General features: G+C 54.4%; 24 protein-coding genes and 2 tRNA genes. 8 read left to right on the top strand and 18 right to left on the bottom strand.

Annotated elements, in window-relative coordinates:
* Positions 1 to 6: 6 nt before the first annotated feature.
* Together F9C28_RS07240 and drpB are read right to left on the bottom strand one after the other, a co-directional pair.
* Positions 7 to 1407, bottom strand: coding sequence for a DNA cytosine methyltransferase (locus F9C28_RS07240; RefSeq protein ID WP_233148964.1), 1401 nt, complete (start codon positions 1405 to 1407; stop codon positions 7 to 9).
* A gap of 203 nt (positions 1408 to 1610) precedes the next feature.
* A complete protein-coding gene (gene drpB / locus F9C28_RS07235) occupies positions 1611 to 1880 on the bottom strand; it encodes a cell division protein DrpB (RefSeq protein ID WP_199014581.1) in 270 nt (89 codons plus the stop codon).
* Between the two features lie 607 nt (positions 1881 to 2487).
* On the opposite strand from drpB, the gene F9C28_RS07230 reads away from it, so the two are divergent.
* The gene (locus F9C28_RS07230) at positions 2488 to 3468 is read left to right on the top strand and encodes an IS5-like element IS5 family transposase (RefSeq protein WP_213082774.1); all 981 of its coding nucleotides are present in this window, start codon (positions 2488 to 2490) and stop codon (positions 3466 to 3468) included.
* A 108-nt stretch (positions 3469 to 3576) separates the two neighbouring features.
* On the opposite strand, the gene F9C28_RS07225 is transcribed toward F9C28_RS07230, so the two are convergent.
* The 7 genes from F9C28_RS07225 to nac all read right to left on the bottom strand — a co-directional run bounded on the left by F9C28_RS07225 (position 3577) and on the right by nac (position 11262).
* The gene (locus F9C28_RS07225) at positions 3577 to 4245 is read right to left on the bottom strand and encodes a TonB-dependent siderophore receptor (RefSeq protein WP_199014557.1); all 669 of its coding nucleotides are present in this window, start codon (positions 4243 to 4245) and stop codon (positions 3577 to 3579) included.
* Positions 4246 to 4466: 221 nt separating this feature from the next.
* Positions 4467 to 5300: an AraC family transcriptional regulator gene (locus F9C28_RS07220; RefSeq protein ID WP_332909404.1), complete on the bottom strand. Its 834-nt coding sequence runs from the start codon at positions 5298 to 5300 to the stop codon at positions 4467 to 4469.
* Between the two features lie 28 nt (positions 5301 to 5328).
* Positions 5329 to 5709 carry a hypothetical protein gene (locus F9C28_RS07215; RefSeq protein ID WP_199014556.1) on the bottom strand — a complete coding sequence of 127 codons (381 nt, stop codon included), beginning with the start codon at positions 5707 to 5709 and terminating at the stop codon, positions 5329 to 5331.
* Positions 5710 to 5868: 159 nt separating this feature from the next.
* Positions 5869 to 6894: a LacI family DNA-binding transcriptional regulator gene (locus tag F9C28_RS07210; protein ID WP_199014555.1), complete on the bottom strand. Its 1026-nt coding sequence runs from the start codon at positions 6892 to 6894 to the stop codon at positions 5869 to 5871.
* A 137-nt stretch (positions 6895 to 7031) separates the two neighbouring features.
* Positions 7032 to 8921, bottom strand: a complete 1890-nt coding sequence (locus F9C28_RS07205; protein WP_199014554.1) for a glucose PTS transporter subunit IIA — start codon at positions 8919 to 8921, stop codon at positions 7032 to 7034.
* A gap of 366 nt (positions 8922 to 9287) precedes the next feature.
* On the bottom strand, positions 9288 to 10238 hold the full coding sequence (cbl, locus tag F9C28_RS07200) for an HTH-type transcriptional regulator Cbl (protein WP_199014553.1): 951 nt from the start codon (positions 10236 to 10238) through the stop codon (positions 9288 to 9290).
* Between the two features lie 106 nt (positions 10239 to 10344).
* Positions 10345 to 11262, bottom strand: coding sequence for a nitrogen assimilation transcriptional regulator NAC (gene nac, locus F9C28_RS07195; RefSeq protein WP_199014552.1), 918 nt, complete (start codon positions 11260 to 11262; stop codon positions 10345 to 10347).
* Positions 11263 to 11586: 324 nt separating this feature from the next.
* On the opposite strand from nac, the gene F9C28_RS07190 reads away from it, so the two are divergent.
* From F9C28_RS07190 to F9C28_RS07180, 3 genes are all read left to right on the top strand, one after another.
* Positions 11587 to 11662: transfer RNA gene (locus F9C28_RS07190), tRNA-Asn, on the top strand.
* 786 nt (positions 11663 to 12448) lie between these two features.
* Positions 12449 to 13897, top strand: coding sequence for an AMP nucleosidase (locus tag F9C28_RS07185; RefSeq protein ID WP_199014551.1), 1449 nt, complete (start codon positions 12449 to 12451; stop codon positions 13895 to 13897).
* A gap of 191 nt (positions 13898 to 14088) precedes the next feature.
* Positions 14089 to 14164, top strand: a tRNA-Asn gene (locus tag F9C28_RS07180).
* A gap of 175 nt (positions 14165 to 14339) precedes the next feature.
* Here the strand turns inward: F9C28_RS07180 and F9C28_RS07175 are convergent.
* The 9 genes from F9C28_RS07175 to F9C28_RS07135 form a co-directional block, all read right to left on the bottom strand.
* Positions 14340 to 14789 carry a hypothetical protein gene (locus tag F9C28_RS07175; protein WP_199014550.1) on the bottom strand — a complete coding sequence of 150 codons (450 nt, stop codon included), beginning with the start codon at positions 14787 to 14789 and terminating at the stop codon, positions 14340 to 14342.
* Positions 14790 to 14793: 4 nt separating this feature from the next.
* Entirely contained in the window at positions 14794 to 15681 is an 888-nt protein-coding gene (locus F9C28_RS20085; RefSeq protein WP_233148963.1) for an S-type pyocin domain-containing protein, read from the bottom strand.
* A gap of 93 nt (positions 15682 to 15774) precedes the next feature.
* Complete coding sequence (locus F9C28_RS20080; protein ID WP_233148962.1) at positions 15775 to 16320, bottom strand: PAAR domain-containing protein; 546 nt, start codon at positions 16318 to 16320, stop codon at positions 15775 to 15777.
* Positions 16321 to 16712: 392 nt separating this feature from the next.
* Positions 16713 to 17735, bottom strand: coding sequence for a porphobilinogen synthase (gene hemB, locus F9C28_RS07160; RefSeq protein ID WP_199014549.1), 1023 nt, complete (start codon positions 17733 to 17735; stop codon positions 16713 to 16715).
* A 74-nt stretch (positions 17736 to 17809) separates the two neighbouring features.
* The gene (locus F9C28_RS07155; RefSeq protein WP_199014548.1) at positions 17810 to 18010 is read right to left on the bottom strand and encodes a hypothetical protein; all 201 of its coding nucleotides are present in this window, start codon (positions 18008 to 18010) and stop codon (positions 17810 to 17812) included.
* 97 nt (positions 18011 to 18107) lie between these two features.
* Positions 18108 to 18668, bottom strand: a complete 561-nt coding sequence (locus F9C28_RS07150; RefSeq protein ID WP_199014547.1) for an LbetaH domain-containing protein — start codon at positions 18666 to 18668, stop codon at positions 18108 to 18110.
* Positions 18658 to 19581 carry a GTP cyclohydrolase FolE2 gene (gene folE2 / locus F9C28_RS07145; RefSeq protein ID WP_408641452.1) on the bottom strand — a complete coding sequence of 308 codons (924 nt, stop codon included), beginning with the start codon at positions 19579 to 19581 and terminating at the stop codon, positions 18658 to 18660. Before folE2 ends, F9C28_RS07150 begins: the two co-directional genes overlap by 11 nt.
* A 69-nt stretch (positions 19582 to 19650) precedes the next feature.
* Entirely contained in the window at positions 19651 to 20073 is a 423-nt protein-coding gene (gene dksA / locus F9C28_RS07140) for an RNA polymerase-binding protein DksA (RefSeq protein WP_199014546.1), read from the bottom strand.
* A gap of 72 nt (positions 20074 to 20145) precedes the next feature.
* Complete coding sequence (locus tag F9C28_RS07135) at positions 20146 to 21345, bottom strand: CobW family GTP-binding protein (RefSeq protein ID WP_199014545.1); 1200 nt, start codon at positions 21343 to 21345, stop codon at positions 20146 to 20148.
* Positions 21346 to 21454: 109 nt separating this feature from the next.
* On the opposite strand from F9C28_RS07135, the gene F9C28_RS07130 reads away from it, so the two are divergent.
* From F9C28_RS07130 to F9C28_RS07115, 4 genes are all read left to right on the top strand, one after another.
* Complete coding sequence (locus F9C28_RS07130) at positions 21455 to 21910, top strand: Fur family transcriptional regulator (RefSeq protein ID WP_199014544.1); 456 nt, start codon at positions 21455 to 21457, stop codon at positions 21908 to 21910.
* 130 nt (positions 21911 to 22040) lie between these two features.
* Positions 22041 to 23171, top strand: a complete 1131-nt coding sequence (locus tag F9C28_RS07125) for an NAD(P)/FAD-dependent oxidoreductase (RefSeq protein WP_199014543.1) — start codon at positions 22041 to 22043, stop codon at positions 23169 to 23171.
* Between the two features lie 10 nt (positions 23172 to 23181).
* Positions 23182 to 24831 carry a nucleoside recognition domain-containing protein gene (locus F9C28_RS07120; protein WP_199014542.1) on the top strand — a complete coding sequence of 550 codons (1650 nt, stop codon included), beginning with the start codon at positions 23182 to 23184 and terminating at the stop codon, positions 24829 to 24831.
* The gene (locus F9C28_RS07115) at positions 24828 to 25034 is read left to right on the top strand and encodes a hypothetical protein (RefSeq protein WP_233148960.1); all 207 of its coding nucleotides are present in this window, start codon (positions 24828 to 24830) and stop codon (positions 25032 to 25034) included. The genes F9C28_RS07120 and F9C28_RS07115 overlap by 4 nt, the downstream gene beginning before the upstream one ends.
* Positions 25035 to 25068: the final 34 nt, after the last annotated feature.

Genomic DNA, 25068 nt, shown 5'->3' with positions numbered 1-25068 from the left:
ACCCACTCAGCGCAGCGCGACCGCGCGCAATATCCGGCTTTCGAGTAACCTGGCCACGGCGGCAAACGCCGGGACAACCACTGAGTTACCGAACTGACGGTAGGCCTGAGTATCAGATACCGGCACCCGAAACGGCAGGCCACCCGGGGTTTCAAACCCCATCAGCCGGGCGCATTCCCGGGGGGTTAACCGCCGCGGGCGGCGTTTTTGGTTCTCCGGATCGGCAAAGTTCAGCTCCCCCAGCGCCTTGTCCCACCCGCGATCGACCAGAATCTCAGCGCCATCTTTAAAGTAACGGGCAGAGAGCGTGCGGGCCACACTGTGGGGGTTGGTCGGATCCACCAGCCCATAGCCAAATCCGTTGCCTTTGGCCTGGTGCTTGCGGGCATACTGGTAAAGGTAGTGCCACAGGGTTGGGGTTAAGACATATTTGGCATCCACCACTGGCTCAAGCAACTCGCCAAAGGTCGGCCGACGGGCAGGATAGAATTGGGGTAAATCCCGCAGGGTAAATCCGGGATGCAGATTCAGATCGCGGCGGAAGCCCACCAGCACGATACGCTCCCGGTGCTGGGGCAAAAAATGTTTACCGTCAACAATTTTCGGATCCGGCGCCCCGGTAACATCGGCATCAGCAACTTCATACCCCAGCTCATCCAGGGTCTGCATAATGATCCGAAAGGTATTGCCCTGATCGTGGCTTTTGAGGTTTTTGACATTCTCCAGCACAAAAATCGCTGGCCGCCTGGCGGCGATGATCCGCGCCACATCAAAGAATAAGGTCCCCTGTGTTTTACAGGCAAACCCGTGGGCGCGCCCCATGGCGTTTTTCTTCGACACCCCGGCCAGCGAGAACGGCTGGCAGGGGAACCCGGCCAGCAGGACATCATGAGCGGGCAGGGTCTGGCGAATATGTTCAGCGGCCTGCTCATCAGACACCGCGGGCTGATTACTCAGGGTCAGGCTACGGATATCCTGATTAAAATGGTGCTCCGGCCCGCAATACCAGTTGGCTTTATACGTGCGTACCGCAAATTTATTCCACTCGCTGGTGAAGACGCACTGGCCGCCAATGGCTTCAAACCCCCGGCGAATGCCGCCAATACCGGCAAACAGATCGACAAAGCGGAAACGGTAATCGGGATGGATAGCGGGAGGGGCCGGTAATAATTGCACCAGCGCGTGATATTCAGCGCTGCTGATACCTGCGACATTATTATCTCCGTCCAGCATGCGCTGCAACAGAGGGCGAGTCCATTTGCGTTCACCAACGGCATTCATCTGCGCCAGTAGCGCTACCGGGCGATAGATATCCAGTACCTGCACTAAAACATCAAGTGCCGGGGTTATATCCGGCGCGGCGTGGTGATCACGTTGTTTATTGTTGAATACACTGACTTCGGGCATCACGTCGACCATTTCTTCAATCGAAATAAGGACCAGAGTATCACAAAGCAGTTAACACAATAGGGGTTTTGATCGCGAAGCGCAGGCAACCTGGCAAACACGGGTAACGTGTTCGCCAGCGTGACAGTATTCTGCTGGCGGCGGCCTGCCCCGGGCATCAGCGCCAGAGGCAGACACCGGATATCACCAGATAACCGCCGGGATTAGTGGTGATGCCGCCGTGGCCGGGTGTACCAGACCAGCGCCCCCAGCAGCGCACACACGCCGCCCAGGACCATAAAGCCGCACAGTGCGCCCAGCCAGATCCCGGTTGCAGAGTTCAGCTCTGACGCCCCTGCCCCGCTGGTTGCGGGATCGGTGCCGCCAACGACCCAAAAATAACGACCCATTGCCCATACGGAGTAGAGGCAAAAACCATAAAATAACCACAGTGCCAGACGTCCACCTGGATCACGTGTCGGTTTTTCATCCATTACCTGAGACATACCTTCTTCTCAAATTTATTAGTTGCTTACCTGCGTTAATGCGCATTTATCGCGTGATTTATATCACAATTTGAAAGCATGTTCCTGGTATAACAGTCCTAAAATCCGCAGTTAGTACCGTTCCCGATAAATTACATTGCGCTTTATGCTAACGATTTGGGCAACTGCTAATCGAAAAGCCTGTCATCTCCTGGGCAGATAGTGGGTACCACTGCCCAATAAACAGACACCAGACAGTAAAATTAGCACAGATGGCGCAGAGAACAGTCTGAATCCCACAAATAGGTAACAAAATGGCCGGGCCGTCTCCGGATGCCATCCCCCACGCCCCCGGCACACCAGCGCAAGCAAAATGGCGACGTGAAAACCAACCGTCCGCCTGGGAAAATGCAATAAGCGCAACGGTAAAATAATATCTGGCTAATTTTTAATACAGTAAAACGAGATAATATTGATAGTAGTTCGCATTTACTTATACGGGCCATCCCGCGCATTTAATTTACGATAAGGCCTTATTATTTGCCTGGGGAAGGTGCGAACAAGTCCCTGATATGAGATCATGTTTGTCATCTGGAGCCATGGAACAGGGTTCATCATGAGTCATCAACTTACCTTCGCCGACAGTGAATTCAGCAGTAAGCGCCGTCAGACCAGAAAAGAGATTTTCTTGTCCCGCATGGAGCAGATTCTGCCATGGCAAAACATGGTGGAAGTCATCGAGCCGTTTTACCCCAAGGCTGGTAATGGCCGGCGACCTTATCCGCTGGAAACCATGCTACGCATTCACTGCATGCAGCATTGGTACAACCTGAGCGATGGCGCGATGGAAGATGCTCTGTACGAAATCGCCTCCATGCGTCTGTTTGCCCGGTTATCCCTGGATAGCGCCCTGCCGGATCGCACCACCATCATGAATTTCCGCCACCTGCTCGAGCAGCATCAACTGGCCCGTCAATTGTTCAAGACCATCAATCGCTGGCTGGCCGAAGCAGGCGTCATGATGACCCAAGGCACTTTGGTGGATGCCACCATCATTGAGGCACCCAGCTCTACCAAGAACAAAGAGCAGCAACGCGATCCGGAGATGCATCAGACCAAGAAAGGCAATCAGTGGCACTTTGGCATGAAGGCCCACATTGGTGTCGATGCCAAGAGTGGCCTGACCCACAGCCTGGTCACCACCGCGGCCAACGAGCATGACCTCAATCAGCTGGGTAATCTGCTTCATGGAGAGGAGCAATTTGTCTCAGCCGATGCCGGCTACCAAGGAGCGCCACAGCGCGAGGAGCTGGCCGAGGTGGATGTGGACTGGCTGATCGCCGAGCGTCCCGGCAGGGTAAAAACCTTGAAGCAGCATCCGCGCAAGAACAAAACGGCCATCAACATCGAATACATGAAAGCCAGCATCCGGGCCAAGGTGGAGCACCCATTTCGCATCATCAAGCGACAGTTCGGCTTCGTGAAAGCCAGATACAAGGGGTTGCTGAAAAACGATAACCAACTGGCGATGTTATTCACGCTGGCCAACCTATTTCGGGCGGACCAAATGATACGTCAGTGGGAGAGATCTCACTAAAAACTGGGGATAACGCCTTAAATGGCGAAGAAACGGTCTAAATAGGCTGATTCAAGGCATTTACGGGAGAAAAAATCGGCTCAAACATGAAGAAATGAAATGACTGAGTCAGCCGAGAAGAATTTCCCCGCTTATTCGCACCTTCCCCAGCATACTGCGGTGATTATTCCACGAACCGGCACTGGCAGAACCGGTGGCGGCGAAGGTCCACAGTGGGCGTTTGCGGATCAGGTTCACCGCAGCAGAAGGGTCACCGGTGCCCTGCAACAGCCCCGCCGCCCCCCGGACCACTTCGACACGCTCATAAAATGCCGTATCAAGTACCCCTTCCCCCGGCGTGTAATCACCGGAGATCGGCGTGGTCGGCACGCCGTCATACTGGAAATTCCTGATCCTGAACCCCCGGGCGTAGTAATTCACCCGCTCGGAATCGAGCGTGGTCGACGATACCCCGGTGGTATTGGCTAATACATCATTTATTGAATTCAGTTGCAGATCGTCCATCCGCTGGCGGGTCACCACAGAGGTGGACTGCGGCGTTTCACGGGGGGTCAGCGAGAGCCCGGTGGCAGAGTGCATTTCCCCGGCAGCCCAGGAGGAGTCGCTATCGGTGTCACTGCTCTGGCTGCTCTGGGCCGCTGCCGACACCACCAGCGTGTCCCCAGCGGGGGCATTGTGCTGCTGTTCCCCCCCGGTGGTGGCGGAAGATGCGCTATCGGCCGCCTCTGCGCTGGCGGCCCAGGTGGGAATCACCGCCAGAGCACACAGGCATGACATCGTGCTGAACCTTATATTCAGGGCGTGCAAAGCCCTATGGCGATACATAGCCATTGATTACTCCAGACATTACATGGCGCCAGGCGCAATAGCGCGATGACACGCGATAATTCGCCCGGTTATCGGGAAGACAGGGTGTGGTAAAACCGGCACAGCGCCGGCTGGCAATACAGAAGGCCGTTACAGGACCAGGGGCAGGTTATTATCCCACCGTATACGGGTCACTGCCGATTAGCCCATGACTCCGGGGGCGATGCCTCACCACCATTAATGCTGGCGCGGCGCTCACTGAGAAAACGCCGGGGCGGTGCGCCGACCATTTTTCTGAACATGGTGATAAATGCACTGGGGCTGTCATAGCCCAGACCATCGGCAATAACCTTGAGCGGCTGGCCCTGCGCTAATAACGGTAAAGCGGTGATAACATGCATATGGCGGCGCAACTTACTGACGCTGAGCCCGGTTTCCGCCACAAACAGCCGCGCCATATTGCGCTGGCTCATGCCTATCTGGCTGGCCCACTGATCGAGGGTGGCATGGGTGGCGGGTGCCGATAACATGGCGTCTGCCAGTTTGCGTAACCGCGGATCCGCTGGCATCGGCAAGTGCAACTGCTCTTGCGGTGCAGCAACAATTTCATCCAGTAATACCGTCATTAACCGTCCCTGACCGCCACGGGTATCATAATCCTCCGGCAGCGCGGCGGTGCGCTCAAGTAACGCCCGCAAGAACGGGGATACCGCCAGGGTACGGCACTGGCAAAACGCGCCATCAATGATGTCCGGCGCAATAAAAACGGCATATCCGCGCGGATTACCGCTATTCCTGGCCCGGTGCATCAGTCCGCCAGGTATCCACACGGCGCCCTGGGGTGGCACCACCCACACACCCTGTTCTGTTTCGAGGGTGATAAGCCCGGTATCGGCAAACAACAGCTGTGCCTTACGGTGCCGGTGAAACGGAAATTCCCAGATATCCGTGGTGCTGTTAAGTGCCATCACCGCCACAGGCCGGGCAATATGGTCCGGGTAGTCCGGGGCATACGCTACATCCACCTTACGCTTCCTTATTGATTGGTGAGTTTCAGAGACTGAGCAGTGATATAACTTTGATGCGGGCTTCCTGCTCACTGCCAACAACAAACATCGGATACCCCCAAAAATAAGCGAATGCCAGCGAGAATGTCTCTGCCGCCTGGCGAGCATCAGGGTCGGTAATAATCTGCACCTGGCCTTTGACCAGTCGCGACAGCGCCGCCCGGTTGATCCTCATCCAGCGAGAGACCACCCGGGCATCTTCCGGGTCTCCCCCACCGTCGAGGGGCAGGCCCTCCCCAATAAAGACAAACGCTTCTTCCCGGGCAAGCAGGCGAGAAAACTCGGCCAATACGCAATCTATCGCAACGCGGTGCGCAGGTTTACTATCTATGCGGACAACGGGGTACTCGCTAGCATCAATCTTCATGGCTGATTCTCTGTGACTCACACAACACAAACAAGAATCATTATCATATGAAAATTGTTACCGCGTGACATTACACACTTCAGACAAAAAATAGTGCAATCCGGCCAGTTATGACACTGCCGGGCCAGAAACCGGAGATGATTGGAAGGAATAGTGTGCTCAGCGGGCCGCTGGAGAGGCTTGATTGAGGGGAGATTCCGGCACAACCGCACCGACAGAGTGGCGGATAATCAGCTCCCCGGCCAGGGAGGATTCACTCACCTGGGGGATACCCAGTAAATAGGCAACCGCCTGTTGCACCATCGGGATCAGCGGAATATTGACCGTGGTTAACCCCGGGGAGACAAACGCCGACACCCGGGCATTATCGAACCCGGCCACAGAGCAGTCTTCCGGGATCCGATACCCGCTATCCTGTAGCGCCTTCATCGCCCCAAGGGCCATATCGTCGTTCCCGGCCAGGATGGCGCTGAACGGAATATTGCTTTCCAGCAACCGGCAAGTGCTCTGGTAACCGCTCTCCATTGTCCAGTTCCCCTGGACGATATACTCCTCGCCCAGCGCGATCCCCCGGGAAGAGAGCCCGTCACGCCATGCCTCCAGGCGCATTTCATTGGTCGGGGAATGGCGGTTACCGCTCAGAAAAGCGATATGCTGATGGCCGCAATCCAGTAAATGCGCCACCATCAGCGCCGCGCTGGCGTAATGCGGTAAGGCAACGCAGGCCCCGGGATGTTTGTCCAGTTGACGGTTCAGGACCACAATTGGCACCGGACTACGGGTAATTATCTCATCCAGCTCCGCGGTGGTCAGGAAACCGGGATACACAATAATACCGGCGCATTTCATTCCCACCAGGCAATCAATCGCCTGTTTTTCTTCATCGGCAGAATGTTTACCGTCAGCAAAGATCAACTGGTGCTGGTATTTTTCACTGCAGGCGGCGGCCCCGTACACCAGGGTAGAAAAGTAAGGGCCATCGTACAGGGTGTTTGTCATGACAAAGCCGATCATCCGGCTTTTTTGGGTGGCCAGTTGCTGGGCCAGTAGATTGGGGCGGTATCCGGTCTCCTGGATGGCTTTATACACGCTGGCTTTGACTTCTTCGCTGACAATATCTTTGCCATTGAGCACCCGGGACACCGTGGATTTAGAAACGCCAGCGGCTTTTGCAACATCCGTCATTTTTACCATACAACCCTTCCCCAGCAGGCGCTTCATTGACTGTCTACAACCTTCGAGAATGTAATGCGTTTTACCCACAACGGCAAACGGAATCTCGAATACCAGGCTGCACCGTTAACCGGGCAGCCTGGTCAGGATTATGCCAGAGACATCAGTGAATTACCGGCGACGATTTTGCCGCTTCCCTGATGAACCGTCAGTTGATAATCCTCGCTGTTCATCACCAGGAACGGCGTGGTGATATCGTAACCGCTGGCAATAATGGCGTCTTTATCGAAGTAAATTAACGGCGCCCCGGCGGTTACCCGATCACCCGGTTTCACCGCGGTACGAAAGTGCTGGCCGTTCAATTTTACCGTATCCAGCCCCACGTGAATCAGCAGCTCCGCGTCGTTATCACAGCGCAGCCCTACCGCATGGCCGGACTCAATCACCGTGGCAACTTCGGCATCGCACGGCGCAACAATCACCCCTTCGGACGGGATAATCGCCACACCATCACCCAGCAGTTTTCCGGCAAAACTCTCATCCTTCACCTGGCTTAAGGCAATAACCTCTCCCCCTACCGGGCTGACCAGCGCCACAGGCCCGCTGGACGGGGCTGCCGGGGTGCTGTCCGCAGCCGGTTTTTCTGGCTGAGACGGCTGATCACCGGGCATATCCGGCTCGCGAAAGCCAACAATAAATACTAACGCCGTGGTCAGGACCACCGTGACACCCAGCCCCATCACCATGCCGGTAAAGGATTCCGGATTTTCCGGGCTGATGGCGTTAACAATGGTCAGTAACCCCGGCAGCCCGGCATAGGCGTAGTAATAGCTACTAAAGAAGCTGGCAACCACTGCCCCCGCCGCCCCGCCAATACAGCCGCAGATAAACGGTTTTTTCAGTCGCAGCGTGACACCATAAATAGCCGGTTCAGTGATACCGAACACCCCGGTAAAACCGGCAGACCAGGCAACCGGTTTAAAGCTTTTCTGCCGGGTTTTCATGGCCACGGCAAACGCCGCCACCATCTGGCCGACCACAGCCAGGGTCTGGAATGCCTGGAACGAATCCCGGCCATACATATCAAAGTTGGCCATGATGACTGGCGTAATCCCCCAGTGCACCCCGAAGATAACAATCACCTGCCACACCCCGCCGATTAACGCCGCAGCCAGCGGTGGTGCTGCTTCAAATAACCAGTTGTAACCGTGGGCAATACCGTTGGCCAGGCCCGCAGTGAGCGGCCCTATCAGCACCAGGGTCAGGGGGACCATCACCACCACACAGATCAGTGGTGTAAATAGCGGCGCGACCACGCTGTGCAGCACCCGGTTAACGCCCCGCTCCAGGTAAGAAAGCCCCCATACCAGGAACAGAGGCGGCAATACCGATGAGGTATACACCGTTTTAGCCAGCGGCAGGCCGAGGAAGGTCAGCCCCTCACCGCTGGCAATTTTGGCCGCCAGCGCGGCCCAGTCCGGGTTGATCAGGGCACAGCAACATAACAAAGCAATATAGGTATTACACTTAAAATGCTTTGACGCCGTGAGTGCAATAAATACCGGCAGGAACGCAAAAGGCGACCAGGAAATAAAGTTAAGTACCGCAAATGTGCCGGTAGTATTAAACGCCGGGAAGAAGTGCTTAATGATAATTAACGCACCCTGCAATAACCCCGCGGCGGCAAGAATATAAACAATCGGTGCAAACACCGCCGACATGGTAGAAATAACTGCATCCAGTGGGCGCTTTTTCTGGCTGGCCTGTGCCTGTAGCGCATTATTATTTACCAGTTCTGACATTGCCTGATAGACATCCGCCACATGGGTACCAATTACCACCTGGAACTGGTCACCACTCAGCACCACCGTGATAACGCCGGTGAGTTTTTTTACCCGCTCAACGGCCTCCGGGGGGATTTGTTTTAACTCCAGTCGTAGCCGGGTAGCGCATCGGGTATAGCCGATCAGGTTCGCCTCCCCTCCTACCTCCTGAAGGATATCGCGCGCCAGCGCTGAATAATTTCGTATCGTGCCCATAAGTGACCCTTTTATGATAATTATCTGGTAATCATTGTCTGCAACCGGTTTCAATGTATCGCGACGTCAATCACCTGCAACCGGTTTCAAAAGGATTTGCCCGGAGGATCACAAATTTACGTTAGGCATTGCACAATACGTTACATCGCTTATCCGGCAAGAAACACCCTGTTATTTACATAAAACACCAGACATTAAAAAAATTAAAATCGCACGTTCTGGTATTTATATAAACAATCAACTGAATAGCAGATGAAAAATAACATCAGCCGCCCCTGAGAGGCATTTATGACTAAAAAAATGCCCGTCGTTAGCGGCGGGCATTTTCAGAAATGACGCAACAACCTGTCTGCTGGATTGAAAAGATTAAATTTGATAATCAATAGAAAGTTCTTCGGGCTCGAGAGCCTGGCGCTTGATCTCTTCCAGGGAGAGCGCTTCATTGCACAACTCAATAAAATGCCAGACATAATTGCGCTGCAACTGGCCGCGCTTGATCCCCAGCCACACGGTGTTCGCCTCAAATAAGTGGCGGGTATCCAGCTGTACCAGATGCTGGTTTTTCTCTTCTCCCCCGGCTTGTTCAGCCACCAGGCCTATCCCCAGTCCCAGCTCAACATAGGTCTTAATCACGTCCGAGTCCTGTGCGCTCAGTACCACATCCGGGGACAGCCCGCGGCGCTGGAAGGCGTCATCAATACGCCCGCGCCCGGTGATGCCCTGGCGATAGGTGATCAGCGGCCACTGGGCTATCTGCTCCAGGCTGAGGGGCGACTGGTTGACTAACGGATGCCCGGCGGGCACCAGCAGGGTGTGGTACCAGCGGAACCAGGGATAGGCCACCAGCAGCGAATCGTTATTCAGCCGCTCGGTGGCAATGCCCACATCGGCCCCGCCATTATGCAGCAGGGTTTCAATCTCCTGGGGGGTGCCCTGAATCAGCTCGAGGCGTACATCCGGGAAACGCTCACGAAAGGTTTTAATCACCGAAGGCAGGCTGTAACGCGCCTGGGTGTGGGTAGTGGCGATGGTCAATACCCCGGACGCATCGTCAGTAAATACCTCTGCCAGGCGGCGTACGTTACTGGCTTCATTGAGGATCCGCTCAGCAATGACCAGCAGCGCTTTCCCCGGCTCCGTCATCCCCAGCAGGCGCTTCCCGCGCCGGATGAAGATCTCAATCCCTAACTCTTCTTCCAGTTCCCGAATATGGCGGCTGACGCCTGACTGTGAGGTATATAGCATGCCGGCGACATCGGTGAGATTGTAATCCCGCCGTGCCGCCTCACGGATAATTTTAAGTTGCTGGAAGTTCACTCTGCCTCCACGGGCTGATCAGATGCGATAACCTATTGTTAAGGCCTGACAGCAGCGGCAACAAATAATAAAAACCAGCAACATATAACCAGTAAGAATATAGCGCCTATCCCACCAGTTGCAGTTCGCGGCTTTCCACCATCGGATGTAACACCAGCGACATCAGAATTTCTTTAACGGCCTGGGACTGCGGGGTCAGCGGCAGGCGGGCAGACAAATTCAGTGAGAGCGGCAGCGTAAGCGAGGGGGCGGTCATGCGCGCCATCCAGCCGTTACAACTGGCCACCAGCGAACGCGCGGCGGACTCCGGCAGTACCGTCACCCCCATTCCGCTGGCAATCGCCGCGGTCATGGTGGTGAGTGATTCAATCTCCCCCACTACTTTTGTGGTCAGCCGGCGCAGTGAGAAAGCCTCATCCACCCGTTTGCGTACTGCACTGTAATCCCGGGGCAGGAACAGGTTCATCTCGGCAACGGCGGCCAGATCGATATGTTTACCGGGGCTGTCACCGCTGCCCACCAGGTAGAGATCCTCTTTGAGGAGCGGCTGGCTGATTATTCTGGCCACCGGGGCCTTATCGTAAAGCACCGCCATATCCAGCTGGCCAGACAGCAATTTCTCATTGAGTATCCCTCCGCTGTTTTCATGCAGAAAAATTTGCACATCGGGCAAGCTGCTGCGTACCGCCTGCAACAGCGGCATCATAATTGACGAGGCCGCCGTCCCCGGGGCCAGCCCGATAGAGACCTGCCCGCCCAGCGTTTGGCCAACATTATTCACCGCCAGTTGCGCCTGTTCACACTGGCGCAGGATTGCCCTGGCGTGGGCATAAAGAATTTTACCTGCCTCGGTAGGGGTGACCCCGCGTTTGGTGCGGATCAGCAATTGTTGATCCATCTCCCCTTCCAGGGTCGCAACCTGCTGGCTTAACGCCGGTTGCGCAATATGTAACACTTCTGCGGCCTGGGTCAGGCTACCGATATCCACGATTTTCACGAAATATTTAAGTCGTCTCAGGTTCATTTTGCCTCCAGAACGGGGTACCGGAACGGTGGTTATCTCATTCTGGACGTTGCAATATGCTTGCCACCTTTATCCAGCCCGCCCCAAAGGGCTAAAAATAAGAGAAAGTGATAATCTGCCGGCCATGATTGCCCGCCAAACGCGCCGCGGATGCCCCAATAACGGTAAACGCGCACCATAACAGTGCGCGATATTCTGCTGTGCGGGTAAAATTGCGGATTTTTACCGCGGACTGCTGAAATTGTCGGCAATCGGTATTGGCGCGTGAATTTCACCTTTGACAAGCCGGGTGCACCCCGTTAATATGCGCCCCGTTCACACGATTCCTCTGTAGTTCAGTCGGTAGAACGGCGGACTGTTAATCCGTATGTCACTGGTTCGAGTCCAGTCAGAGGAGCCAAATTTAGAAAAGCCTGCTTTCTAGCGGGCTTTTTGCTTTTCTGCTTATCATATCTGGCTGGCGGATTTTCCCCGTTCAGGCCTGTTCAGATAACCAATTCCGCTCCCCTTGCCATGCCCTTTCTATACCTCAATTTACATGGATATAAAAACAGTATTGACATGGCGTATTAAAACGGTATGTTGGTACTTAACCACACGAGGAGTAAGCCTAAACGGTTACCATAAGGTACTTAAATTACTCAGGTTATCAGGTAGTTTGGGTACCCGCCGTGTGAATGCGATAAAGGCCACGATGTATGTTGTATGGGATGTCGTTGCGGGTAGTTTAGCATACTCTCTTCGATTCGCTTTCAGGCCATGTAGTCAGTAACGACAATCGCAGGGTGTGGACCATAACGCGATGATGTAAGGCTTTGTTTGACAGAGTTATTGCGCCGGTCAGGTAATTGCAGCAGACCGGGCGCGCATAAAGCCACGCATCAAAGAGTATATGTCGCGAAGGGGGATGTACCACCAGGATCCATCAGGTGCCGTACATTTGATGCAGTATCAACAATGTGTTTTCGTTATTAAGTTAATTGATGTTTAACCCTGATAGTGTAGTAACCTAAAGCCCCGACGAATTCCGCCGGGGCTTTTTATTTTGGTAACCTTCCCCTTCCCCCTGCTGTATTCCGCTCCTGGCGGTAACCTGCCGCGCCAATTTATGTTTCGATCTCAGCAGCCGATGGCATACACTTTGATAACACGCGTTTAGGCTTTACGCGTTATTAAAGGAGAGCAGATGAATCATACCGCGCTGACCCCGGCCCAGGCGCTGGACCAACTGGAAGTCCTCTACACCGCATCCGTTGCGGCATTGCGGGAAGCCATTTCCACTTTTATTCACCACGGAACCTTACCGGATGAACAGCGCTGTGCCAGTGGATTGTTCGTTTATCCACGTCTGAAAGTCAGCTGGGACGGCAATGCTGTGCGCCACCAGAAAACCCGGGCTTTTGGCCGTTTCACCCATCCAGGTTGCTACGCGACAACCATCACCAACCCGGCGCTGTTCCGCAGCTATTTGCTGGAGCAACTGACACTGCTGGTTGAAGACTACGGCGCCACCATTGAGGTGGAGCCCTCTGAACATGAAATTCCCTACCCGTATGTGATTGATGGCTCCAGCCTGTCGCTTGATCGCACCATGAGTGCCGGACTGACCCGCCACTTCCCGACTACCGAGCTGTCACAGATTGGTGATGAAACCGCGGATGGCCTGTTCCACCCGACGGAGATCTATCCACTCTCTCACTTTGACGCCCGGCGGGTCGATTTTTCCCTCGCCCGCCTGAAGCATTACAGCGGCACCCCGGCAGAACATTTCCAGCCATTTGTGCTGTTTACCAACTACACCCGCTATGTGGACGAATTTGTCAGCTGGGGATGTAGCCAGCTTCTCGATCCCGACAGCCCGTATATTGCGATGTCCTGCGCCGGTGGCCACTGGATCACCGCCGATACCGAAGCGCCAGAGCGCACCATTAACGATCTGGCATGGAAAAAGCACCAAATGCCGGCCTGGCACCTGATAACCAAAGACGGCCAGGAGATCACGCTGATTAATATCGGGGTTGGCCCTTCAAATGCCAAAACCATTTGTGATCATCTGGCGGTCCTGCGCCCGGATGTCTGGCTGATGATTGGCCACTGCGGCGGGCTGCGTGAAAGCCAGAGTATTGGCGATTACGTCCTGGCCCACGCCTACCTGCGCGATGATCACGTGCTGGATTCAGTATTACCGCCGGATATTCCGATCCCGAGTATTGCTGAGGTTCAGCGCGCGCTGTATGACGCGACGAAGCTGGTGAGCGGTATGCCGGGGGAAGCGGTGAAGCAGCGGCTGCGCACCGGTACCGTGGTCACCACAGATGATCGTAACTGGGAGCTGCGTTATTCGGCCTCTGCCCTGCGGTTTAATCTGAGCCGCGCCGTGGCGATTGATATGGAAAGCGCCACTATTGCCGCCCAGGGGTATCGCTTTCGGGTGCCTTACGGCACGCTGCTGTGTGTATCGGATAAACCCCTGCACGGAGAGATAAAACTGCCGGGTCAGGCTAACCGCTTCTATGAAGGGGCTATTTCTGAGCATTTGCAGATTGGCATTCGGGCGATTGACCTGCTGCGCGCCGAAGGAGAACGCCTGCATTCCCGTAAGTTGCGCACCTTTAGCGAACCACCGTTCCGTTAATCTTGCCGTGGCCCTGGTAGCACAGTGTCTGAGCGGTGTCTCTATATTGTGCCGCTGCCGGGGCCCGGATCGGCGGGGTAATGCTTATTTTTACCGCCAATTGGGGGATTTATCAGCAAACGTGCTAAAAATCATAATCAGGCTTTGACAAGCCCCTGCCCCACCGCTACTATTCGCCTCGTTCACACGATTCCTCTGTAGTTCAGTCGGTAGAACGGCGGACTGTTAATCCGTATGTCACTGGTTCGAGTCCAGTCAGAGGAGCCAAATTCTGAAAAGCCTGCTTTCGAGCGGGCTTTTTGCTTTTCGATTCATCAGGAATTTATTCAGGTTTATATCCCCCGGCCCGGGCACTCTCACCTGTAGTTCTTGATTTGACCACCGAGTCAGAATAGATATCTTCCGGCAAATAAAATATGCACCGGATTATATACCCCCCCTATTAGCGTAAAATTTTACCTTCAAGATACGTTATAAATGCTTTTACTTCATCAACCGTAGTATGCCACTCGGAAGCTTTCTCTCCCTCTGAATATTCATCATACTCACCAGAGTATTTGTTTATTTCCTCTATAGAAAAATCACTTATCTCGTCAATAAATACTATTTTATTCTGAATAATGACATTTTCACCCCTAAAATACAGAACCCATGAAAATAAAAAACGCGCATCTTCAGGGGAATACATAGAAACAACCAGCGTTGCATTTCTGCACTCACTCATCCCTTTTTTTAAAGAAGAAAGCCAGCTAGCATAGTATTGTTCAATATCCCAGTAATCGACAGGGATCTGCAACCCCTCGTTAAAATCACCAATAATAATTAAAGCAGGCAATACTGTTTCATTAAATTCAGACTTAATAGTTTTATCTTCTGTAAAAATACCAAACATGTCATCACCCTTTTATTCTGTTTAAGTCTTTGTCATATGTCCCTAAGCGAACGCCTTTTTTACTAAATCTCTTCCATCCTTCAGAGATATTATGCCCATCAACATCCGGTGTTATATAGTCCTTGCCATTAAAAAATGCAGGTTGTCCGTGGGTATTAAAGGGCGTTTTATTCGGAGCAATGCGTCGATTATAACCAAGTTTCCTCGCTGCATACTCCGCATCTTTACCTTTAAGGACAGCACTAAGGTAGACATAAATCGGCGGTATATCTGAAACAGGAAGGATAAGAATATAATCCGCAAATGCCCGCTCCTCCGGTGCTGGCGTGGCCGTTGCGCCAAGGCGGGTATCTGCCGGTAGCGGATCAACAACGACCGGATTCGGTATTCTTACCGGGTTCTGATTTCCTGTATTTAAAAGAGCACCGACACCGGAACGCTCTGGCGTCCAGATGATAGTAATACGCGGATCGTCTTCTGTGGTGAACGTATACGCTTTTCGGCTGCTATCCCACGCCATTTTGCGCACCCGCACCATATCTTTACCAGGTGGTGTATGCCAGCCATGAGGAATCGGGTTACCTTTATCGTCCTGTTCCCACGTATAACGCACACGCGTTGGCGCTTCACGCAGCTGTTCCAGACGCATCCGGTCAATAAAATCCTGCTCACCCTCATTAAGCTTACCGGGATACATGCCTACCAGTAATGCGGTTAATGGTGCTCCGGGGCCTGCTGCCGCGATTCCCCCTACCGCCGTGGCACCACGAACAGCCCATGTTCCTGAGGTAATAGTACGTCCGCCAATCAGACCAAGGACACTGGCCCCTTCAATAGCCATTTGAGCATTAGCAGCACTAGCAGCAGCGGCTTTTGCCGCCTGGTAATCCATTCCCTCATGATTACCGAACCACCATTTATACAGCGCGCTCCGTTGCTTCGGTTCCGCGTGCTCTTCTTCTGCTGGTTTCTTTTTCTTCGTGGTCTAGGCATGCTGGATCACATCATTATCTGATGGTGGATCAGTGGGAGGGAGAGACTGATAAAATGCCATGTCAGCGAAATGGGTATGTGGCTCGCGCTGTTCTCCGGCATCCGTATTACCGTTGCCACGCATGCTGGATTTGGCAAATACCGGAATAACGTTAGCCTTTATAGCCGCTGTGGCCAAACGGCCAACAGCGCGGGTAATAGATTGTGTGGCAGAACTCGCCGCAGTTGAAACAGGGCCCTGGATCTCATTCTCATACTGTATTGCTGGATATTTCGTGACAATAAATGTTGAGCGGCACGGGCAACTACTTACGCTATCAAGCGTTCCGGCGATGGCGCGGCGGGAATCCCCTTCCACATCCGTCATAAAACGAATACCGCCGACAATGGTATATTGCCCTTTATATTTACCACAGGTAACGCTATCGCCATGACGGGCGATGGGTCTTGCATGTGCAATCCGGTTCGGATTACCACTTATTATCTTGCCACCGCAGGTGGTTTTATCTCCCTGACATAAAACATAGCCCTTCGCCATGGTCATCCCCCTCGGCCCGGAATTCCACAATAGATCTCCATCCCGCGAAATAACAAATTAATCGAAATCACCCGTTAAATTAAAAAAACATCGCCTGACCATGCAACATGAACACCGCCAAAAATATTCAAAATTTTATTATTAACAGACTTAAAAACACTCTCAAAAATACAACATTGCCGCAATCACAAAAACCATAAAATAAAAAACAAGCAGGCAATTAACCATGAGACGGTTAATTATTAATATCCATATATTATAAGAACAGTATTTCTGGGCGGAAAAATACAGGCCGGGTGCCCCCAGCCTGTCCGGTGGCCCGGTAAACGCGGTATCGGGATTAACTGCAGAAGACGTTCTCAGGCTACATCATGATCACCAACGCCAGGCCATCAATACTCCTGATTACGCTGGCTCAGCCACTGGGCCACCGTACCGGCAAAGTATGTCAGTATGCCGTCTGCCCCGGCGCGTTTGAAACACAGTAGGGACTCAAGCACCGTTGTTTCTTCATCCAGCCAGCCATGACGGAACGCGGCCATATGCATCGCATATTCACCGGAAACTTGATAGGCAAAAATCGGTGCGGTAAAGGTATTCCTCGCCTCTCGGATAACATCCAGATACGGCATGCCGGGCTTCACCATCACCATATCAGCCCCTTCCTGCAAATCCTGGGCTATCTCGTGCAGCGCTTCCCGCGCGTTTGCCGGGTCCATCTGGTAGTTTTTCTTGTCCCGTTTCCCCAGCGCCGCCGCTGATTGCGTTGCCTCACGAAATGGGCCGTAATAGCTTGAGGCATATTTTGCCGAATAGGCCATGATCTGGGTATTAAACAGGTCATTCGCTTCAAATGCCTGCCGGATATCACCAATACGGCCATCCATCATATCGCTGGGCGCGACGATATCGGCCCCCGCCCTGGCGTGGGTTAGCGCCTGGCGGACCAGGATCTCTTTTGTCGGCTCGTTAAGCACATAGCCATTGTCATCTACCACACCGTCCTGGCCGTGGGACGTATAGGCATCCAGCGCGACATCAGTAATGACACCCAGTTCTGGGTAGGCCTTTTTCAGTGCCCTGACCACCCGCGGCACTAACCCCGCGGGATCCCACGATGCTTCAGCCCCAGGGGACTTCTCCGCCTGCTCAATACACGGGAATAAAGCGATGGCCGGGATACCTGACCGGACATATTGCGCCGCATCCTGAAGTAACTGGTCAGCAGACAGACGGAACACCCCTGGCATCGACGGTACTTCCTGGCGCTGGTTTTGCCCCTCAATAATAAATACCGGCAAAATCAGATCATTTACGCTCAGTTGATTTTCAGCCACCAGGCGGCGGCTGAAGGCATGGGTACGCGAACGGCGCAGTCGCCTCGCCGGGAAAGAACCAGAAATTATCACACTCACAACACCCACCTTTTTACCTGCTCAGGCATTCGCGACGCCAGAGCATATTAAACCGGACTTGCCGCGCTAATTAATCAACGAGGATCGCGCCGTGGGCCTGCGGTCGGGGCGTCATCTGGGCCCGGCGTTTCACATGCCGTCGTGATGGTCACCGGTTCGGCATGTAAATAACCGTCCTGGATAATATCGACAATAAAGCCGTCGCCCATCACCCCGGTTTCCGCAGCGAGGAAACAAAAATCAATCACCGTCAGCCCATGAATAAAACCTTTCACGATCCCCTCCTGAATAAATACGCAGCGGCAAAAAAAGAATAAAACCGCAGGCGTAATGGACGGTATTCCCCATTACGCACTGCGCGTAGTCAGCAATTCAGAATTCATTACGCAACCGCTGATACCCCTCCACCAGCTTGACGTTGGTACGGGCCACCTCTTCTGAAAACTGTAACGAGGCGGGATCTACCTGAGGATACTGATGCAGATCGGAATCAGGCCCGACACGCTCTGTCGACGGGATATAGGTATTTTTCGGCAAGGTAACGCCATCCACGACAGCGTTATAGCGAACCACGCAGCCCATCTGGATATGGCAGTTAAACAGCACACTGTTGAAGCCAATAAAGACACGTTCATCAACCTGACACGGGCCATGCACGATGGCGCGGTGAGCAATCGAGCTACCGCTGCCGATGGTAACTGGCGCGCCGCTTTTTGAATGGATGACCACACCATCCTGAATATTCGCGTGGGAGTGAATAATAATTGGCTCCATCTCCCCCCTGGCATTCAGTTCATCCGCCCGAATAACCGCATAAGGGCCGACGTAAACATAATCATGGATCACAACATGCCCACAAATGACCGCGGTAGGGTCAATATAGGCATGAATGGACACCACGGGAGTATGGCCGGACGGGTTTTTACGTAGCATGATGGCCCCCCTTTCCGTGAATACGGGCAACTGCATTATGCGGATGCAGGCTTTCCTGATGCTCAACCCTGATGTCGAAGGTGTCGCAAAAAGGCGCCGCACAAAAAATATGGTGCAGCCGGCGGGCCGCATCTTCGCAAAACATCAGATTCTGGCCGTTAGCCACCGCAAAGGCCTGTTCATCACTCCGTTTGACCACGGTCTGCACCGCAGTGCCAAGGGCAATTTCAGCATAATCAATCAACTGGAGCACCGGCAGTGATGCGGCGTCGGAAGGCAGCCGGATACTCACCCAGGCCCAGCTGCGCTGGCTGTGTGGGGTGGCCGGCATACCTTTTTCCCCAAGCCATTGGGCAATCTCTGTGGCCGACAGGGGGTCTATCCGGTTACCGAAGTCGTGGCGGAACTGCCACTCAGCCACCTGGCGGCTAAGCGCCGCCGACGCCGGACAGGTAGATGAGTACGGGATGCCCACGCTAAGGGTCACGGTAAAAGACGGCGTAAGTCCGGCATTCAACACCACGGGGTAGGCTTTCCAGCCAGCGTGGTTAGAATTTAACGACTTGCGTGATAATAATAATTCCCCTGAAACCTCAATACTGGCTTCATTACTGCGCCCCTGGTGGGAAGCCAGAAACGCCCCCAGCACATGCTGCAATAACGCCGGGGTCATTTCCCCCTGGGTCAGCTCATCCAGCAGTAAATAGAGACGGGACATATGGATCCCTTTCTCCGCATCAGGTGAGCTGAGCAGGTTTATACCGGCATTAACCTTTGCCGATACCGGCCGGCCGGCGATCTCTACCGGTAGATCTATCTGCTCCATACCAACCCAGGACAATGCCTCGCCGTTGTTGTCACATTTAGCGGCCTGAATATCCGGTAGCCTGTCGGGGCATACGTTTTTTTTCACTGTGATACTCCTCAATACCAGCCTGATCTGCGCGTTGTTGTTATTGCTATTCGGTTTGCCCGCTCCGGGCTATTTCTTGCGGTACTGAACCTCAACTTTCTCCGCCTTGGTTTTGGCTTCAATGCCTAATTCGGCCGTAGGCCTGAGGAGCAGGCGCGGCAAGCCGATAGGGTCCCCCGTCTCCCGGCAGTAGCCATACTCGCCTTTTTGCAGCCGCACCAGCGCGGCGTCATATTTCGGCAACAGGCGGCTTTCGCGGTCTATCTGCCTGAAAAGCAGACGTAACTGCTCTTCACGCAGGGCGATATCCCCTTCGTCACCCGCGGGCGGGCTCTCCTGCAATTGGTGCTTCATCTGCTCAATATGCTCAAGTAGCGCCGCTCTTTCGTGGCGGAGAAGCCGCCGGAAATAGTCCTGTTGCAGGTGGTTCATATACTCTTCCGGCGGCATCGTCAGGATGTATTCTCTTTCAGCGTGGGTCGGTTTAGTCATCTCGCGGTATCAGTTAAATTACTATTTAGATACGTTATAACATAACATTAATTAGCGCTGCAAAATAACCTTTCACGCCAGCCGCGCCACGTGCGTCGGCCAGGGATCGCTGAACACGCCCCCTTGCTGCCACCAGGCAATTTCTGCCTCCGTGAGCAGGCACTGGCGTAAGGCACGGGCAAAGTCGTCGATCTCTTCGCTCTCGCCAATCACCGTCAGGCGGCAGCGCCGGTCACCAAACCTGCCGGGCAGGCTTGCCAGTTGCTGGCGAATAATGACGCGCTCTTCCTCTGTCAGTGCGTTATCCGTATGGGTAAGAACCCCGGCTTTCCAGTAGCTGATAAACTCAAGATTGATACTGCCTGCGGCCTGGTTCCACAGTAAGGCCAGATCATCCCTTCCCGGTAGCCAGAAAAACCCCTTGCTGCGGTAAACCCCTGCCCCCATAAAGCGGTGGCAGGTATCCCACAACCGCTGAGGGTGAAACGGACGGTCGTCTTCAATAACCCGCCAGGCAATGGCGGCGTTTTGCTCCGGGCCATCCGCAGCAGTGGCGTCTATCTCCTGTTGCAGCTCATCGATAAGCAGCGCCACCCGGTGAAAGTCATAATCCGGTATGGCAAGCAAGGTATCCAGTTGCAGATTTCCCCAGGGCACTGCCATCACCGCCACCTGGGGATTAAGGGGGTGGATCGCCCGGGCCACATCGCTCACCACCTCAAAGGGCAGCCGATCGTTTTTGGTCAGCAGCAGCGTATTGCAGAACATAATTTGCTCTGCCAGCAGGTTTTCCACCCCCCGGGTTCCGTTACTCAGGTGTTGCTGAAACAGCGGAATAAGCTGCTGGCCGCCGTCGTAGTCATCATTGAGCATCACCGTATCGACCAGTGACACCAGCGCGTTGAGCCTGACCTGAGGATGGTCACGCAAATAGCGCACCAGAGGGAGCGGATGGCTACTGCCTGACGTTTCCAGCAATATCAGCGCCGGGTGGCGTTTTTCCAGCAAGGTCTTCAGCGCGCTGTCCAGCTTCTGAATACCGCTGCGGCTGCTGATACTGTCGGCGGAAATACTGACAAAATTACGGCTCGCCGCATCAACAATTTCCGTATTGGCAATCAGCACACCGTCCACATCCAGCTCACTGATGTCATTCACGATGACCGAGACCGCCATCTGGCGCTTGTGCGCCTGGGCCAGCAGATTTTTTAACAGCGTGGTTTTTCCTGCCCCCAGAAAACCATTAAGGATAATCAGCGGTATTTTTTTCATAGCGTCTCTTCTTTATGCGCCCTGTCAGGCGCCCAGACATTAATGCAACTGAGTTGCAATAATACGAACTTCCTGCCAAAATTCCAGCACCACTACGCGAAGGGAACAGATGACAATGGCCGTGGCCAACACCAACACCGAGAACTGGAAGGGCAGATTGCGCGCCCGGGGATTGCGGGCAACCCCATCCACCCTGGCGACGCTACAGTGCCTGGAGCAGCGCGGCCAGGCCATGAGCCACGACGATTTAACCCAGACGTTCGGCGACCAGGCCCCCGATCGGGTGACCTTATACCGCATACTGGAGCGCCTGGTGCAGGCGGGTATTGTTCAGCGTTATACCGACTCCACAAGAACCCAGCGTTTCGCGTTGATCGAACGGGTGGTCGGGCTGTTTGAATGCGATAACTGCCATCATGTTATGCCTATTGAACATGATCCGGCCCTGGACGCCGCCATTGAAATAGTGAAGTCACACCTTACCGGTCACGGTATCAGCGAGCGGGAAATCACCCTGTCCAGCCACGGTATCTGCCCGGACTGTAACCGTACACAGACGAAATAACCGTGTTGCATACGCCTGACCACCACCTGTTCACCCACCCCGCCATAGCGTGCCGCGATGCAACATAATGCGGGGTGGAAAAAATTTCAGCGCTACATGTTACGTTATAACGTTATAAAAAGGGAAATTTATGAGTCAACCACGCGATGTAATCATCGTCGGGGCAGGCCCGGCAGGCATGGGCATTGCCGCGCTGCTTCGCCGCAGCGCCGTACAGGACATCCTGGTCATGGACAGCCACGAAGTAGGAGCGTCCTTTATGCGCTGGCCAGAAGAAACCCGCTTGATTACCCCCTCGTTCTTTTCCAATCCGTTCGGGCAGCCGGATCTCAACACGGTGACCCCGGACAGCTCACTGGCGCTTTTTTGCGGGGAAGAACACGCCGGGGGAAAGGCCTATGCCAGCTATCTTAACGCGGTGCGGGAAGCGTATCAGATCCCCGTTCTGGCCCCTGCCCGGGTTGTCAAGGTGGCGTTACTGAGTTCAGGCCACTTTAGACTGACTACCGAAACCGGTGAACAATTTGAAACCCGGGTATTAATCTGGGCGACCGGTGAATTTCAGTTTCCCGACCGGCACATTTTCCCGGGGGCGGAAATGTGTTGCCACTATGCGGATGTCTCCAGCTGGAAGGACTACGGGAAGGGGGAATACCTCGTGATTGGCGGCTATGAAAGCGCCGTGGATGCCGCGGTAAACCTGCTGGAGAATGGTGCATCGGTCAAGATGCTGACCCGCTCCGCCCCCTGGTCATCAAGCCATATCAGCGATCCCAGCGTGTCGCTTTCGCCCTATACCCGTGAGCGGCTAAACAACGCGATGCACCACCCGCAATTCGCTATTTATGAAGATGCAGATGTTTGTAAGGTTATCAGCACCCCCGGCGCCGGCAGCGCCTACGAGGTGCACACCACAAACGGCAGCGTATGGACCACTGACCAGGTCCCCATCCTGGCTACCGGCTTCCAGTGCGGTGGGGGCGCAACACAATTGAGCGCCTTTTTCGAGTGGAATGACGATGGCTACCCGGTGTTGACGGACCAGGACAGTTCAACCCTGTTCCCCGGTTTGTACCTTGTCGGCCCCCATGTCCGGCACGCGGGGAATATCTACTGCTTTATCTATAAATTCCGCCAGCGCTTCCCCGTGGTGGCAGAAAGCATCACCCGGCATCTGGGGCTCTCCAGTGAAGGGCTGCGGGACTGGTGGGCTCTGCCCCCGGAACCGGACTGCTGTGCCGGTGATAGCTGCGCATGCTGAGGCCCCGGTTATGCAATCATTTGTGTTAATGGGGTTAGAAAGCGCAGGGAAATCAACCCTGTTTAATCTCCTGACCGAAAGCGCCGCCAGTGATGAGCGCAATTTCAGAGGATCGACCGTTGTCTGCCGCGAAGGTGTTATTAAGGATGCGGGAGTCAGCCTGGTGGATACCCCGGGTATCCGCTTTCAGAGCGACAGTGAAACCACCGCGCTCACCCTGAATACGCTAACCCAGCATGATGGCGTTATCCTGGTATTGCGGGCCACGGATGCCCAGCAGGAGTGGCAAACCCTCAGCCCGCTCATCCCGCCACAGATAAAGCAGCTGATCATCCTGCTGACCTTTGCGGATAAGATTAAAACGGGGCTTGGAGAGGTGACCGCATACCTTGGCGAAATCACCGCGGTTCCGGTGATGGCCACCAATGCCAGAGACGCGGACAGCCATGTTCGCCAGGCTATCTTACCGCTGATCCTGGGGGCCAAACCCGCCCCGGCCCCTGCCCCGCTCACCGGGCTGCGGATACCGATTATTAATCTGCTGGCCGAGTCCCCTCAGCACACGCTATTTGAATACCGCGGCTGGGGCCAGATTGCGGCCATCGTCTGCCTGTTTCTGCTGTTTGCCGTTCCGGTATGGGCGGCATGGCTGCTATCCGATGCCATCCAGCCTGTGGTCGATAACCTGGTGATTGACCCACTAAAACAGCAAACGGCCCACTGGCCGGCGGGATTAACCGCCTTATTTGTCGGCAATTATGGCCTGTTTAGCCTGGGGCTCTACTCTTTCATCTGGGCTTTTCCGGTGGTGTTGCTGGTCGGCCTTTCACTCTCACTGACGGACGACAGCGGGCTTAAAGAGCGTATCACCACAACACTGGACCCCTGGCTACGGAAAGTGGGCCTCAGTGGCCAGGATCTGATTCCGGTATTAAGCGGCTTCGGCTGTAACGTGGTGGCGGTATTTCAGAGCCGTTCATGTTCGCGCTGTACCCGCCAGGCCTGTATCAGCATGATAAGCTTTGGCTCCGCGTGCAGCTATCAGACCGGCGCAACGCTTTCGCTGTTTAATGCCGCCCACCACCCCTGGCTCTTTGTGCCCTATCCCAGCCTGCTTTTTATCACCGGCGCACTACACACCCGGCTGTGGAACCGGCCGTTACCCGCAGACAAAAATCCGCGTCTGACAGAGCTTACCTGGCTGCAGTGGCCGCGCCTGCGCAACGTTGTGTGGATGCTGAAAAATATCCTCCGCCAGTTCCTTTTGCAGGCCATGCCGCTGTTCCTGATTATCTGCCTGATTGCGCAGGGGCTGGACTACACCGGGATCACCCGCTGGCTGAGCGACACCAGCGCCCCGCTGCTGCATCTCCTGCACCTTCCGGCAGAGCTGATGCCCGGGATAATCTTTTCACTGTTCCGAAAAGATGGCCTGATGGTGCTGAATCAGGATGGCGGCAGCGTATTACAGTCACTTAGCACCCCTCAGCTTCTGTTACTGATCTGGCTCGCCTCCACCCTGATGGCCTGCCTGGTCACGGTATTTACCATCGCCCGGGAAATAAACTGGCGGTTCGCCGCACTCATCGTGGCCAGGCAAGCGTTAAGCTCCCTGGCGGTGGCCCTGATGATATCCCTGATATTTATTCATGGAGCATGATGATGATCCCTACCACTTACCCGCAATGGTACCAATGCATTACCGAAGAATGTGGCATCCCCCTGACCCCGGCATTTGTTGCCGGGCGTCTGGCGATTCTGGAAAACCCGGCACATCAGGAAACCCGGCGTTTTGTCTCGTTATACGGGCAAGCACATCTGCGCCTGATTATTCAGTGGTATAAACGGGCCGCGGCATCGTAATGTCGGCCGTTTTCTTTTGACTGGCTGACTGCCG

This window comes from Shimwellia pseudoproteus, assembly GCF_016415625.1.
GTDB lineage: Bacteria > Pseudomonadota > Gammaproteobacteria > Enterobacterales > Enterobacteriaceae > Shimwellia > Shimwellia pseudoproteus.
Note: the sequence above shows the minus strand (reverse complement) of the source record. Positions and strands in the feature narration are given on the sequence as shown.